This is a genomic window from Vibrio sp. 10N.247.310.98, from assembly GCF_041467395.1.
Taxonomy (GTDB): Bacteria; Pseudomonadota; Gammaproteobacteria; order Enterobacterales; family Vibrionaceae; genus Vibrio; species Vibrio crassostreae_C.
The window spans coordinates 1-14,642 of sequence record NZ_JBFSUL010000088.1 but is presented as its reverse complement, the minus strand read 5'-3'; the positions used below and the strand labels follow the sequence as shown (position 1 = coordinate 14,642).

Here is a 14,642-nt window from a genome sequence, read left to right as displayed (position 1 = left end):
ACCGCATCTTAACTTTAATCGCTAAATCACTTTGTAAATACGTGGATTCCATATACGTTTTGGGGCAAAACCTTGCTAGTGATGATCACAAACTTCTGTGATCACAAACTTCCCTCACAAAACTTCCCTCACAAAACTTCCCTCATGTCACCAGAATCGTTGTTGGACAAAAACGCGTTAGATATATCGCTCTAACGCGCCTTACTCCGATAAGAAAAAGTAACTTAAAATCTCAAATATTTGTTAAATTCGACTCACCTTGCATCCCATTTTCTTTTGAGTTCGATAAAGCGTTCATCATCACCTAACTCGGTATTAGCTTCTATCATTTGATCTAAATGCTCCTCAATGTTGTAAGGCCATTTGTTAACATCATTAGGTAATACGGTGTTCAGGAGTAACAAAAGATCATTAGGGTATTCTTTAAGTACGTTGTCGTCATTCAGGTAGATGTGGTTAGCTCGTTCTAATTTCGTTAAGAACGGAGTGATTAGATTTACAATTTCAGGGAAGTGATCTTCCGACCAAAATGCGATATCACAAAGGCGTTCAGATACAGCGGGTGATTTAACAGCAAGCTGTTTAGGCCAAACATTTGACATAAGTTCTCTGAATGGTAGTAACCAATGCTCTTTGTCTTCACCGTCTCTATGCCTGGCTTGCCATAATATTCCACACCTAAAGTCATCACTTGCTTTAATTAATGCTTCTTTTAATTCAAGATCAGATACCCACCTTTCATCCTCATCTTTAATTTTCCAAGCTGAGAAAATTAATCTCACAATAGCATCCTGATGACCTCTGCTTTCAACTTCTCCCGAATATGCCAATTCCAGAATACTTGACTTCAAAATGGTGAATAGTTCTTTCCCGCGAACTCCTCCCCATAAAACACCAGCCCAAAATGCCTGACGATCTTCTCCGGAAGAAGAGTTTAAGGCAGAAAGCAAGTTCCGTTGAGTCCAGTCAGGATCAACCCAAAAGCACCAACTCAAACTGCGGCTAAGTATAACCATTGCGTAACGATGTAAATTATTAGGTAAAGCTAATAATTGGTTGAGCAATAACAATAAATTTCCAGTGAAGCACTCTCCAGATTCAAAAGTACGGCTATGCTGTGATTGCAGTATTGCACTAGTTAAGTTTCCAATTGGCGAGTTTATTGACTCCATGGACCAATCAGGAGCTTTACTACCTCGTATTATTGAAGATTCACCCTTAGCAGGTTGTATCGACATTGCATCAACTAATTTAAACGCTAATTTATAGTATGTAGCATAATAATTATCAGCAAGTACGCTAGTAGATTTCTCAAACCAGCTTGATACTGAACGAAGTATTTTGGCCAAGTCGTCACTGGTAAAACCAGACAAACGCTCAGCAATTAACGCCATAAATCGGGGTTTATCATTCTTACGAGCTTCAGAATAAAGGAAAGTATCCCAAGCCCAGTCAACAATGTTTCCCTTTTTTGCCGAATAAGTTAACGCGTTGAAAGCTCGAATCGGTTTTTCTTGTGATAAACCAAGAAATGGGTCCTCATCAATCAAAAAATCAGCTTGCCTACCAGATAACTCACTTGCTCTTTCAAGGATTGAGGCTATTGGTTCATCTGCTAACAAAGAATAGTCTGTATTTTTCGTAACAATACCACTGCGAACTTCAAAGGATCGTGCTGCATCTTTTGCATGCTCAGGCTTCCATTCCGGCGTATCACCTCTTAGCCTATCAACTAACTTATCCGTAGCTATTGTTAACTCACAACCATTTTGTTTAAGCCAAGTTACTCTATCCAGAATATTTCTCGCTTTCCGTTCCTTAAATCTACTTTCATCTTCGGTTTTCCAAAGTTTAGGTCCTTGCAATATTCTATTTTCTATTGTGGAACGGCTACATTGATCGAGTTCTTTCCACCTAGCCACGAAAGCTAGAAGCAAGTCTCTAGCATGATAACTATCCCAAAATGCTTCGTCTGAAAGTTGATTTAAAGTAGTAATAATACTTTCATTAGGCACAAGATTTGTTTTCCCTAGCGCCCAAATCTTTAACCTTGCAAAGATAGTACTGTCATCGCATGGCCACCTTGAAAGCTCCTTCCGAGCAGCATCAAGGTCAATCAAAACTAATTTCTCTAAGTAAGAAACAAACAGCAATACCCATGCAGATAGACCGTAAGTTCGACTATACGAATCATCGGTATTCTTCTCGGGTGTTAACGAACAACTCAGGCTCAGGCCGTATCCTCCTATTTCGTTTTCTAGTTCAACAGCAAGCTCTAGATTACGTCTCAGGACTTCAACGATACGAATTATCCACTCATCAGGAATTTCTAGCCTTCTTGGTAGTTCTGAGTAATGGACATCTAAATGAATTAAGTCTTTTAAACTAATCTGCTCCCAGTTGATTTCATTCGGGGTGCAGAAAGGCGGCGTGACCTTGATGAATGGTTTCGTTACCTTTTCAAATTGCCGTAATTTTCTTGGACACCAGCCACTATTCTTTATTGCTCTTTCCAGAGTAAACCAATCGCGGTGTCCTCCTTTATCAGTTTGTTCAAAGCCATCCAAAACATAGCTCCATGCCTCATTGAGTGTACTATCCATATCTTTAGAACGACGCTCACATTCTGACTTAAGTACAAACTGAACCCAAGGGTGAAGACATTGCTGCTTCGTAACCCACCAGATTACTTCTGGCTGTTCCGCCACTCTGCTCAACCAATGTGTTAATGCGTTGAGCCTTTGAGGTAGGGTAGAAAACTGAGGGTAACTGGAATCATCCCCTCTAAATCTGATAGAACGTTGGTCTTGTGTTCCTTTAATGTCTTGTGAGTTAAACTCAAAAGCATTCCATGCACCTGTGGGAACTTTACGTTTGTTATAAAAGTCATTAGGGTCAACATGCTGTGGTGGATGATCCGAATCCAAAGAGTAAAAGTGAAATGGGTCTACCATCTCAGTTAGGTTTTCTGCACCGGATAAATTTTGACGAGGAACTTCATATCTCAATTCAGGATCAAACACATGAAGCCAAGTGGCAGGAGCTAGTATTTCATTATTAGCAAATTTTTTGGCTCCTTCGGTTGTAGAGACAATATGTGCAATCTGACCGCGTTCAAAGGGCAGTAAGAGGTGAGGCCCCATTCCAGCTTTTGTGATTATTCCTTGATACCATGCATCCGGGTCAGAAGCCCGCTCGGCCCAAGATTCCAAAGTGTTCCAAAGCGCGATATGCCCATTTGTATCGTCATACGCAATCGCTTTTACCCCTTTATGGTGCCATTTTGAGCTAGCGTAACTTTCATCACCAGATTGAAATGCGTATATATCGTTGAGATGACTTGAGCTTTTATTGAGTGCTTCTAACAAATACTGAATTGGCGGATCGTCCGCAGAATAACCAACAAAAACTACGACATATTTTTCCAATATCCCTTTGACAAATGAAGTAGCCCAACCATTAGCCAAGTAAGCATCTCCAAATTCAGAACTTGAGAGGACAAAGCCGTTGCTTGCAGCACCGGTACCATCCTCGTTTACTTTGCCATGAAGATATACAGTGCCATTAAATTCAACGGAATGATTAAGTTCAGGTAGTCTTGGAGGGATAAAGGTATGTATATCTGGTTTGCAAAGATCAAATAAGCGATCAAAGTTAGTTGTTACCAAACGTACTATGCCATCATTCGTTGTAGCTAGTTTAAGCATCGTTTGGTGCGCACTAAGGTCAACTTCTCCCTCAGGCGTGAGAGCCTTAGCTACTGATTTATATATATCGCTCGTTAAGAACTCTCGCTCTAGCAAACCAAATATCCTGTCAGCCGAAACTACTCCCTCCACGCCAGTACTAGCGGTTATTTCTTTAGCAGCATCTATAAGCTTCAAGGCAGGGCTGTTGGTTTCAACACCAAGCTCAGATGTTACTGATGAAGCTAGTCCAAAAAAATCGGCAAAACCCGCTTTTGCTCTTGAAACACCTGCGCCACAAAAAAACACCACCCGACCTTGGTCTCTGGCTAATAAGAGTTCATCAGGTATTGAAGGTCCATTTTCGAGGAATCGCATCATGTTTCCTTTTGTGTTTAAAGTTCTAACTTGTAGGTGTTGTGACTTAAGCGATGATTAATCGCATCAATAGAGGTGATAGCGCTCCTATGGGTAATAGCTGCACTAAGAACTAATATGATTACAATATCATATTTAGCTTAGAAAGCTTTGACGAAATGTCCTTTATTCGGATAAGAAAAATTAAGTCAAATGGCTTGTCATAAATTAGAAGGCCAGAAGTGAGGCAGCTCATTTAGGGGCAAAGACATGCTAGCGATAATCACGCTGACAAACACAACCTGTGTAATTTCACTTAGGGGTAGTACTAAGATATTCTTTGTCGGCAAATCCATCGAAACAATATGCACTTGCTTGTCTTCGATGATTCGCCTTAGTCGTTTCCAGTCTTCTGCTGTCAAACGAGTTAGGCGGACTACTTGCTCAATGAATAGAACACATCCCTTGTTAGCTTCACCCAATAGACGCATAAGCTCATGACTATGCAAGCTTACACCTAACTTATTTTCGATGAACCAACCTGAAACAGAGTGTTTCATGTTTTTCAAAAAGTCAGTCATAGACTCTTTAGCACGAGCTGTGTCTTGGCTGTTAGTCGGTGCTCTTAAGCAACGAGTATCTGCATTATTGCTTTCTATCACATAACTAGGTCAGCAACTCAAATGATAGAGATATTACGCTAAAGGGGAGGTGATAAAGAAAAGCCCTAACGTATGGCTAGGGCTTTATTATCAATGGGATTAAACAGGCCAATCCCAATCAATGTATTGCTGTAGCTGTTCGCCAAGTTCCTCTGAAGCAGCACCGTCTACGTGATATGCGTGATAGCCGTACGTTTTTCCTGATGGAATTTTGGTAAATGTCGTTGCTTGATAAGGGTCAAATACTGGAGTAACACCGATTGATTGAATATCAGTGTTGATGGTCTTTAGCCATGTAACCATGATTGTTTTAGCGCCAGTGCGTTCGACGTACTTACGAGCAGCTTCAAGTGACCAGCCTTTTGTGCAGATATCGTCAACTAGCAAAACTGTTTTATTGCGCTTTAGTGGAGCATTTACGTAAGGCTTTTTGTAGTTCTTTGTTGGTAGCTTGTTCAGCTTAATAGTGTTGAGCTGATTATGGTGGTCAATCACAATGCCAGCATTACGCGCATTCTGAGATTTGGTCGCTGTAGTGTGACGCTCAATCAAATCATGCAAATAGCCCTTGTTGAAGCATTTGCCGAAAGTCATAAGATCATCGTTCATTTTGTCGTTGCCAACTCCTGCTTTATGCCCAGGGTAGGCAGCAATGAAATCAATACGCTGATGAATGCCAGTAAAGTACATACTAGTAACTAGCGCGCCAAGCCAGAAGTCAACATCACCTTGACCGAACTTAGCTGCTGCACGTCCATTTTCAGAGTACTTTCTGAACTCTGGCTTGTACGTACTGAACGGGGCTAACGCGTAGTACTCAAAGTCACCGTCTTTGACTTCATGACTCCAGAAGTGCTCACGTAGACAAAGCGTATCAATGAAGCGAGCAAGTTCTTTCGGTTCGCTAAACTCGAAGCCGTAGTCAGTATTATTACTGTACCAAGTCGCACGCAAGAACAGAATCTTGCCATTTACAGCAGTGCGCATATCATCGTCGCTACTGCCGATATAGATAACTTCGTTAGATTCCCACCTCATTTCATCAAGAACGTACTGAGTTGCTGCTGCGCGTGGCTTAGGCGGAATCTTGGAGTCACGCTGTCGAGTAAAGATTGCTAGGTCTTTAAAATGCTTCTCGAACTCGTCGTAAAGGTCTTTTTTGTTGCCGTCGTTATCCGTAATTGTCCAAGCTCGGTTAGCAAGTAACACAGGCTTAATCCCACGAAGTGTAAAGAAAGCCATTAACTTCTCTACCTCAGCGAACACGTCTGTTTTAATCTTACCGCCGGTGTTAATAAGCGTATCTTCTACGCTGAGAATCACACCTTTTAGCTGTTTAGCAGCCATGCAAACTCCTTACAAATCCATTGAAAGTTGACCTTGTTCGCCTTGTGCTGGTGACGGTTCGCTTTCTTCAGGTTGTTTTAAAAACTCGATTAAATCACTGGATTGGTCAGGGACGCTGAATACTTGTCCGCGTTTATATGCACTGACCGCTTTTATTTCTGCATTTTCTAAATCTGATTGATAGAGATATGGCATTACTAGGAATCGACCGTAGTCTTTTGTGAAGTTCACTGTATGAGCCGTACCACTCTTAATCTTCCACTCGACGGGCACTGTAACTTGAGCAAGGCTTGCTTGAATGCGATTGCGGCGCACAAAGTTATGTGCGCTGTAGCTTTGACCTATCAAATACTCAGTAATAATCGCACCACCATTAGCCACTATTTCAGCTCGTAAGTGTTCAGAACCACGCGGGTAGTTGCTATCAATACCAGTACCGAGAACAGCAATCGTCGGCACACCAAAACGCATTGATTCAACGTGAGCTTTCTGGTCAATACCGTCAGCAAGGCCACTTACTGATGCAAGTCCTTGATTAGCCATAGCTGAAACAATATATTTCGTTAGCCAGAGTCCGTCTTCGGTAGATTTTCTACTGCCAACTATCGCAATAGACGGCTGGTGAAGCGTTCGGTAGTTACCCTCAACGAATAACCACATCGGCGGCTCAGGTGTGTTCTTCAACTGCTGCGGAAAGGTGTCTTGGTCATGGAAGAAAATACGAACGTTCTTTTTGGTGTAATCACGCGCAAGCTCAAGCCCCTTATTCCACAAGTCAAGCTTGAACTGCATCCACGATTCGTCTGACTCTTTAATAGAGTCATCTAGCTTCTTGTGAAGCATCTTTTCGAAGTGCTCAACGTCGTCTGTTTTAATCAGTTTTCTAAAGCTGATTTTTTGAGCCGCGATTTTATACAAGGTTCTAAAGCCGATGCCGTGTATAGACTGTAATGCTAGAAACGCAACGGTTTCAGCTTTCCAGTAATCTTGCTCATTTTCCATTTCAAATACCTTGCTATAGCTGCGCCCGATTTTCGTACTGAGAGCGGTGGGTTTAAAGCTGGATTGAATGCCGAAGACAAATCGATCTTATTGCTTCCATCTTCCTGATTTATATTGCATATAGCAAGTGGCCAACCGACAAAAGCATGAACATTTTGTTCTAGATAAAGAGTTTTACAGGTAGGCGTTTCGTGTACGTGATGTATTAGTTCGACATGAGTGCGGGTGAGTAGCTGGGTTTGGCTTAAGTGATAAGTAGGGTGAGGTGGTGATTTGTTGCCGGGAATAGGTGCTGTCTTAACGTTAGAGTATCCTCCTCATTCACGCCTAAACTGTTACCAGAGTAAACACGTCTTGGGGCAGAAATAATTCACGAAACAGTTTGTTTCGCAATTGTGCAAGGACCTCTTGCACAATTGAGTCCGAGAGTTTGTCCAACAGCCTGTTGGGCAATTGGGAAACAGCTTGTTTCACAAATAAATCTCATGATGGTCTCTTGCGTTCGAAACACGCCTTGGGGCAGAAGCAAGCTTGCCACATACAGTTCTTAGCTTTAAACTAACGTTGAGAGCCTCGGGTATCCCTGCTTTTTCTTGGATGTACTATTTACTGTCTGGCCAGAAGTAATTGTATCGAATTGAACTTGGCTTAATTGCAAAGCAGACCACCGAGGACATATGATAAGTCTAGGTGCTTTCCCTTCCATATACCTTGGTGATAAAACACCCGACGCTGCACACAGAATGTGTTCCCTCTTCGTTTTGAATGACAAACATTCTGTAGCTGTTTACAAAGCCATAGGCATTGCCTGTGGCTTTGTCGTATCTGGGACTAAAAAAACTGGTGCAACAGGCTTACACACAAATTAATCTATTGATAGTTTCTTATGCTCTAAACGTTTAGGGGCAAAGACGATTTACGAAACAACTTGTTTCGCATTTTTGCAAGATCCTCTTGCAAAATTTAGATATTAAACTTTGTCCAACAGGCTATTGGACAATTTGGGCATGTAGGGGTTGTTGCAAACTCTGCAACTACTGAGGGTTCCTCGGTAATTGTTCATTAGCTAGTCCTATGGGTTTTACTGTGGCTCCTGAAACGTTGGGGGATCTCTGAGTTACGATGATAGGTACCTATAGTTTTCTAATCTGAGCCATATGTAGCCTACCTAACAGAGAGCAAGACTCTAGATAGTTTTCACTCCACATCGCAACTTGCGCATCGCAACTTGCGATGTGTGATTACTTAAAAGTTTTCAAAGTAAGATTAAAGATTTTAATAATTACAAATCATAACTTTAAGGATGAACCCCGTTGGATCATTGTTGATAATAGTAAGCATTAGAGGGCGAGCATATCACTTAAAAAACGGTCCTAAACAGAGAGGGTTGCCAGTTTATTAGTAGCGTTGCTTTTGACACTTCGAGTTATGTTCCTAATTTCGCTAGATCATACATTCAGCGAATTGTCTTCGTATAAGTTAGCTAAAGAGCCCATTGTCATTATATAAGTAAATTAGTAGCGAGAGCTTGGAGAAGTTTCCCAGGAAGTAGTGAGTACCAATTGGCCCACATAGAAAATATCAAAAGCTTCACTTCTGTATTCCGGGGGAGGATTAATGCTTATCGATATTGAATGTTTCTGGAGCAATAATTGAGGCCACCCTAACAATGCTGGCATTTTCGTGAGACGCGACAAGGCCGGCAATCTCTCGACCAATTCTTTTAAACTTTTTAGTCGAAAAAGAAAGAACATTCACTTTTCTGGTCGAGATTATGCTCAAATTCTAACTTCGACCAAAAGGATCAACTAATAGAGTGCTGTGTTCGACCATGATAATTAAACCTTTTAGTCGAGTGACTATTTGAATTACAGAGGCGTGATAGCTATGAACTGCGTTAGCTTGTTTCTTTGAGGAAGTAAGCTTACTGCATTCGGTTCTTCGCTTTACACTAATAGCGAGAGCCTCGGTTATCCCTGCTTTATTCTTTGAGTTACTATTTACTGTCTGGCCAGAAGTAATTGTATCAATTTGAATCTAGCGTAATTGCAAAGCAGCCAACCGAGGACATACGATAAGCCTAAGGTACTCTCCCTCCCATATTTGGTGATGAAATACCTAGCACCGCACCCAGAATTCATATTAATGAAAACATTCTGTATGTAGCTGTTATACAAAGCCTGTGGCTTTGTCGTATCTGAAAGTAAGAGCAATTGTGCAAGGACTTCTTACACAAATTATTTTACTGCTATCTAAATTGATTGAGGCAAAACTGAAGGTTAGCTAGTTTAAAATGGGAAGTGATCTTCTTCATACCCTTCAACCCAAATTACTAGCTTTTCAAGCTCATCACCTTCGGGTGTTCCTGGTTCGGCCACATCAAACAAGGATTCAATTCTTTTCAAAACGGCTTTATAGTCGCTTTCTGAGGGTTCTAGGCCCACTTCATCTAATGAAACTGTAGCAAGCCCATCAGCGTGGGCAGTCTCAGGTGTAATACCCTTGAGCAGTTCTTTTTCTGATAGCTTTTTCTTGCTCATAAGCCGTTTCTCGATTCGAAAATGACATTAGATTAGTTTATAGCATAATGGACTACTAGCCGTAATGTAGAACCTTATTCAAAACACAATGGGGCAGATCTGAGTTAGCTGGCACTTTTTGAGAAAAGTGCCACGAGTAAAACTTCAGGCCTATGAAGCCTCTGGACAGAAGCGATTTAGACTTAATACACTAAATCGCTCCAATTAGATTAGAAAAGGTATCTTGAAACCTTAAACACTTGTTATATGTGTTGTCTGATAGTTTCAACTAATTTGTCATCTCCAGCTTCATGTAGCCACAGACACCAAAATTTGATGACCCCATGCTGAAAACTATAAACCAACCATTCGCCCGTTTTTTTAGGCTTTGACCGACTCTCGATTAGAGATTCGTACATACTGTCAATATTGAGTGGTTGTTTACCCAGCTTAGTTTTACGAGCGTGATTTAACCAATTTTCAGTAATAAACGATGATTCACCAAAGTGTACATGTTGAACTTCAAATCCGACTTTGTCAGAAATACTATTAAGTTTTCCTCGCGCCTTTGTTCCTTTTTCCACACATCTAAGTGTTTGTAGCAATGAACTTATAGGAACTGATATAGGCTCATTTTCAATGACAACATATCGCTGATAAAGCAACTGCGATAGCTGAACTTTAAACATCTCACTAAATATAGAATCAGGGCAGTTGTACGATAACATCTGATTTACTTCAGCTACATTGCTCTCATATGACCAACTATGCTCTAAGCTTTCGTCTCGCAAAGGGGTAATATTTATTGACTTAATAATTGTCTCGAATTCTTTCACTTTCCCTCCGAACACATAGCCGAATTAATGTGTGAACAACGCAAACCGCCTAGCCTAAACCATTGTTCCGTAAAAACTAAAGCTGATTCAAACTGAAAATGACAAGCGTTGAGAAACACTCTAAAATACTTGTTAGGTTTATTTTTCACACGATGCTAAAAGTTCTCGTTCACGTTCTAAAACCTTTTGAGGGTAAGGAAGTTTGCCATCTTGAAGCTCTGCGCTCCTTACAAGCCATGGATTTCCTTGGGAATAAAGATCATTCATTGATTCAGGCCCATGCAATACAGGGCTAAACACCACTTGCTGTAACGAATTAGATTTCAAGAATTGGCTTAATTCTTGGTCTACTTTTGTCAGAAAAACGTCTAGATCAATCATTTCTTCATTAGGTAATTTTACCGAAATTGCTCCTTGAGGGAGATACTTAATTACATGAGGCCATCTAGAAACATCACTCCACCAAATGGCCGGCATTTCGAGTTGGCTATTACCTTTAGTCACAGGGTGAAGGTGTAAATACTTAATAGTGAGGTCAACAAGTTCACCAAACTCAGTCATTAACCAAACATGGTGGTCATCTCCCCAAAAGCCGTTCCAGTTTGGGGCAAGTTTACTGTCGCAAAATACTTGCGACACACATACTTCTCCTACAAAAGTTTGCGACTTGATACCCAGCCTTTTCAAGATTGAGGATATTGCAAGTGAAGCTTGCAGGCATCGCATAGAGTACGAGTCAGAATAATGCTGTCTCAGCACGCTCTCAACTACGGTAAAACATAACCTACGTAGAAAATCAGGAGTTCTTTGCTCATTTTGAGCTTTAACAGCCTGCTTATCTATGAAAGCTTTCTTTATCATGTTTCGATCTCCATTGAAAAACCTAACGCCGCATCAAGGTGTGAGAAACGCTACTACGAACCTTAACTGTACCACCGTAAACACTAAACCCAACGATGGAATGAAAAATGCCAAGCGTTGGGAGTCACTCTCAAATGCTTTGTATGCTTAATTTCTGAAGCGTTCTGTATATTCATTAAACACCCACCCTTCTAGATTGCTACCATCCTTTTGGGGTACAGTCACCTTTACCCAACTCCGATCTTTTTCCAAGATGTAAATCAATTGACCAAAATCTAAGTGAGAAATAACTGCTGACTTTATTGAAGCAGAAGCTCTTAAGTGAACTCCATCACCACTTATAAACCTATTCACTGCTGTAGTCTCAATACCAGAGTTTTGGGGAAGCTTCTTAATTAAGCTTTTTTGCACTCTACGTGGTTCGTCATTATTTTGTAGGAATTCAGCCACTAACGGCTGTAAGCAAACACCAACAAATAACGGCATTACAATATAGTTAAACAAGTATTTAAAAATGAGGAAGAAAATATTGGGTAGTTTTTGCAGATTCTTCTCAACATCTCTCTCACTGGCATTACCCTGTTGTAAATCACTTCCAACTTCTGACAGTATGCCTGAAAACTCGGAAAGCTCTTGCTCAGTATATAGAGAGTTTAGAAATTGAGACTGTCTGATCCATACTGGATTTGTTATTAAGTCCAAAGCTTCAAATTGGTTCAATGATACGCTGTTTATAACTGAATCCAGCATTTTAAAGTGATCTGACGATGTGTTGTTTATGACAGAGTCCAGCACTTTAAAGTAGTCCAACGATGTGTTGTTTATGACAGAGCCCAACGCTTTAACGGGGTCTAACAATGTGTTGTTTATGGCAGAGTCCAGCGCTTTAATGTAGTCCAACGATGTGCTGTTTATAACAGAGTCCAGCGCTTTGATGTGATCCAACGATGTGTTGTTTATGATAGAGTCCAGCGCTTTAATGTGGTCCAACGATGTGCTGTTTATGATAGAGTCCAGCGCCTTAATGTGGTCCAACGATGTGTTGTTTATGATCGGATTCATAGCGTCTAAATGCTTCATCAATGGAGAATTTTCTATCGCGCTAATCTGTTTTAAGTAACCACTTTGTTTGCTCATATTTAACGATTATCTCCTATTAAGCTAACGCTTTCTATGCGGCTTTTAGCCACCTTTCATATTTCTATCATGTAGCCTTTTTAATACCACATCAACGTGTAATCAATAGGTTATGAAAGTTAACAGAGATTAGATTGTATGATGCCTTATGATTTCAGAAAAATGCTGTTACTCAAACTCCTTCGGATAACTTTTGATAGGGGAAATTACTAGGTTCGAAGTCAGCAAGATCTTTTGCTCTGAATTGTTTTGGGGCAGATCTGAGTTAGCTGGCACTTTTTGAGAAAAGTGCCACGAGTAAAACTTCAGGTCTATGAAGCCTCTGGACAAAAGCACGTTAGAACAAAGACTCTAACGTAATGTACTAAGATTAGAAAAAGTATCTTGACGCCATAGTCTCTTGTTATAACTATTCTTGACGACTGTACACTTCATCAAACTCATTCTGGTCTAACGATATCACTGAGATAGATTTGAGTAAGCCTTTTACACTGAGAATTATTAATACACTTGGTAGAACTGCATATGAGACTGAAAAGTGACAGATCATGGTCAATACTCCAACTGTCATTGAAGCAACACCAAGTAACGGTAACATTAGAAACAAACCAGATTTAACCAGTTTTGCTGTTACTCTAGGTATTCTTTGACCACATATACATACTAAAGTAGCAATCATATTCGCCACTAACGAGATGGCAAACATAAAGCCTGATACATCAAGAAAACTCGAAAAATTTTCTGGTTTCCCAACACTAAAAAGAGCCAAGAAAAAGGCAAAACTAGCAGCAAAACACCCAGAATGAATCCAAGTCATATAGCTCAAAAATCGTTTTGAATAGAAGAACTTCCTATAAAACTTTAAATGATAATCCACATTCTGCATATTGAACCTTACTGAATTGTAGCCGCGTTAAGTGGTGAGCAACGCTACCACCTAACCTAAAATATTGTGCCGTAAACACTAAAGCTGAATCAAACCAAAAATGCCAAGCGTTGGGAATCCGTCTTAAACGCTTGTATGCCATTTTCAGGCATAAAAAAAGCACCGCTATTGCGATGCTTAATATCTGAATTTATCTATGCTTTGGCAGGTCCGGCGAGACGTCCATAAGCAGATTTAGGAGCCTTTACCTTCAAAGCTTTACCAAACGATGATTTACTTTTAGAAGCGTGAGCTTGCATACGCTTGATAGCTTTATCTACGTTCACATCATTTGTTTTGTTTGCTGCTACAGTCAACATAATAGCCCCCTTAGTTTCCTTAACTATAACCGATCATCACTAAGTTGGAAAGCGGCTTAATCTTCATCTACTACAACACGTTTAAACAATGCATTATTCCTAGGGTCAAATGGATCACTTTCATCGAAACCCAACTCACGATAGTAGTTTAATAAGTCATCGTCATCAATTGGATCTTGGATACCAATCCAATCAGCCTCAATAGCAACAGCAAACAGCTCGGCACAGCGTGAAGCAATAGGAACGATATACCCTTTCAAAGGGTTTTCAACTTCACCACCCTGAATATAATTGATCTTAACAACCAATTTCCCTTCGCTGGCTTTTCCGATCATGAGACCGCAGAGCTCTTCACCGTGCCAAACAGCAAGCTCCACCCTAGCCATATGATCTCTACGATATTGGTCTCGTACCTGTCGCCAATCCCATCCTATCTGACGATTTACCGGTATATCCCATTCGTCTTGAGAACGGATAGCATCTTCCGTGATTTCAGTTAAATCAATATGACCAATAAAATCAGCCTCGAATTGCTCAAACTCATTTTGAGCTTGAGCCAACACAGCACGTCTAAGTTGTTGATATTTATTAGCAATGGCTTGGTTATTCATGCATTTATGTCTATCAATCATTAATTGAGATAGATAATATCACGTTTTTTGAGGCACTGGCATATAACGCTTATTAGACGAAAAATTGTTGTGTTTCATCCTTTGGTTATGCATTCATCTTTATATTAACTCAACTGACAATCAATACGTTGTGCCACATAAAGGGAAGTTAGATTACAAGATGTCGCCTAATAACAGGAATGATGAGTTATCAGCTCAATCGAATAAGTTTTAGTAGGATAAACGCACGCCCTCTTAATTGTGTAGAGTATTTGATCTAAGTGTTTTTGGGGCATTTTCGATTTAGAAATGGCAGCGTATCGACTGTGATCACCAAGCGATTCTGTCGTACCTTAACTACCAAATGACTTTGTCGTTA

The 14,642-nt window shown here is 40.4% G+C and carries 11 protein-coding genes; all 11 read right to left on the bottom strand.

What is annotated here, in order from left to right; genetic code table 11:
* Window positions 1-254: 254 nt before the first annotated feature.
* The 11 genes from AB6E78_RS21885 to AB6E78_RS21835 all read right to left on the bottom strand — a co-directional run bounded on the left by AB6E78_RS21885 (window position 255) and on the right by AB6E78_RS21835 (window position 14,263).
* On the bottom strand, window positions 255-4,064 hold the full coding sequence (locus AB6E78_RS21885; RefSeq protein ID WP_164496849.1) for an SIR2 family protein: 3,810 nt from the start codon (window positions 4,062-4,064) through the stop codon (window positions 255-257).
* A 200-nt stretch (window positions 4,065-4,264) separates the two neighbouring features.
* Window positions 4,265-4,705 (bottom strand): recombinase family protein, encoded by a 441-nt coding sequence (locus AB6E78_RS21880; RefSeq protein ID WP_372129425.1) that lies wholly within the window; start codon window positions 4,703-4,705, stop codon window positions 4,265-4,267.
* 99 nt (window positions 4,706-4,804) lie between these two features.
* Window positions 4,805-6,052: a phosphoribosyl transferase gene (locus AB6E78_RS21875; RefSeq protein ID WP_154723904.1), complete on the bottom strand. Its 1,248-nt coding sequence runs from the start codon at window positions 6,050-6,052 to the stop codon at window positions 4,805-4,807.
* Window positions 6,053-6,061: 9 nt separating this feature from the next.
* Complete coding sequence (locus tag AB6E78_RS21870) at window positions 6,062-7,054, bottom strand: DNA-processing protein DprA (RefSeq protein ID WP_017086253.1); 993 nt, start codon at window positions 7,052-7,054, stop codon at window positions 6,062-6,064.
* A 2,288-nt stretch (window positions 7,055-9,342) separates the two neighbouring features.
* Window positions 9,343-9,594 (bottom strand): hypothetical protein, encoded by a 252-nt coding sequence (locus tag AB6E78_RS21865; RefSeq protein WP_017086250.1) that lies wholly within the window; start codon window positions 9,592-9,594, stop codon window positions 9,343-9,345.
* A gap of 242 nt (window positions 9,595-9,836) precedes the next feature.
* Window positions 9,837-10,409, bottom strand: coding sequence for a hypothetical protein (locus AB6E78_RS21860; protein WP_108167912.1), 573 nt, complete (start codon window positions 10,407-10,409; stop codon window positions 9,837-9,839).
* Window positions 10,410-10,547: 138 nt separating this feature from the next.
* Window positions 10,548-11,270 carry a hypothetical protein gene (locus AB6E78_RS21855; RefSeq protein WP_154723902.1) on the bottom strand — a complete coding sequence of 241 codons (723 nt, stop codon included), beginning with the start codon at window positions 11,268-11,270 and terminating at the stop codon, window positions 10,548-10,550.
* A 147-nt stretch (window positions 11,271-11,417) separates the two neighbouring features.
* Complete coding sequence (locus tag AB6E78_RS21850; protein ID WP_372128908.1) at window positions 11,418-12,407, bottom strand: SH3 domain-containing protein; 990 nt, start codon at window positions 12,405-12,407, stop codon at window positions 11,418-11,420.
* A 409-nt stretch (window positions 12,408-12,816) separates the two neighbouring features.
* Complete coding sequence (locus tag AB6E78_RS21845; protein ID WP_372134213.1) at window positions 12,817-13,293, bottom strand: hypothetical protein; 477 nt, start codon at window positions 13,291-13,293, stop codon at window positions 12,817-12,819.
* 194 nt (window positions 13,294-13,487) lie between these two features.
* Window positions 13,488-13,652, bottom strand: a complete 165-nt coding sequence (locus tag AB6E78_RS21840) for a hypothetical protein (protein ID WP_155407271.1) — start codon at window positions 13,650-13,652, stop codon at window positions 13,488-13,490.
* Between the two features lie 56 nt (window positions 13,653-13,708).
* Complete coding sequence (locus AB6E78_RS21835; protein WP_048657861.1) at window positions 13,709-14,263, bottom strand: hypothetical protein; 555 nt, start codon at window positions 14,261-14,263, stop codon at window positions 13,709-13,711.
* Between the last annotated feature and the right edge of the window lie 379 nt (window positions 14,264-14,642).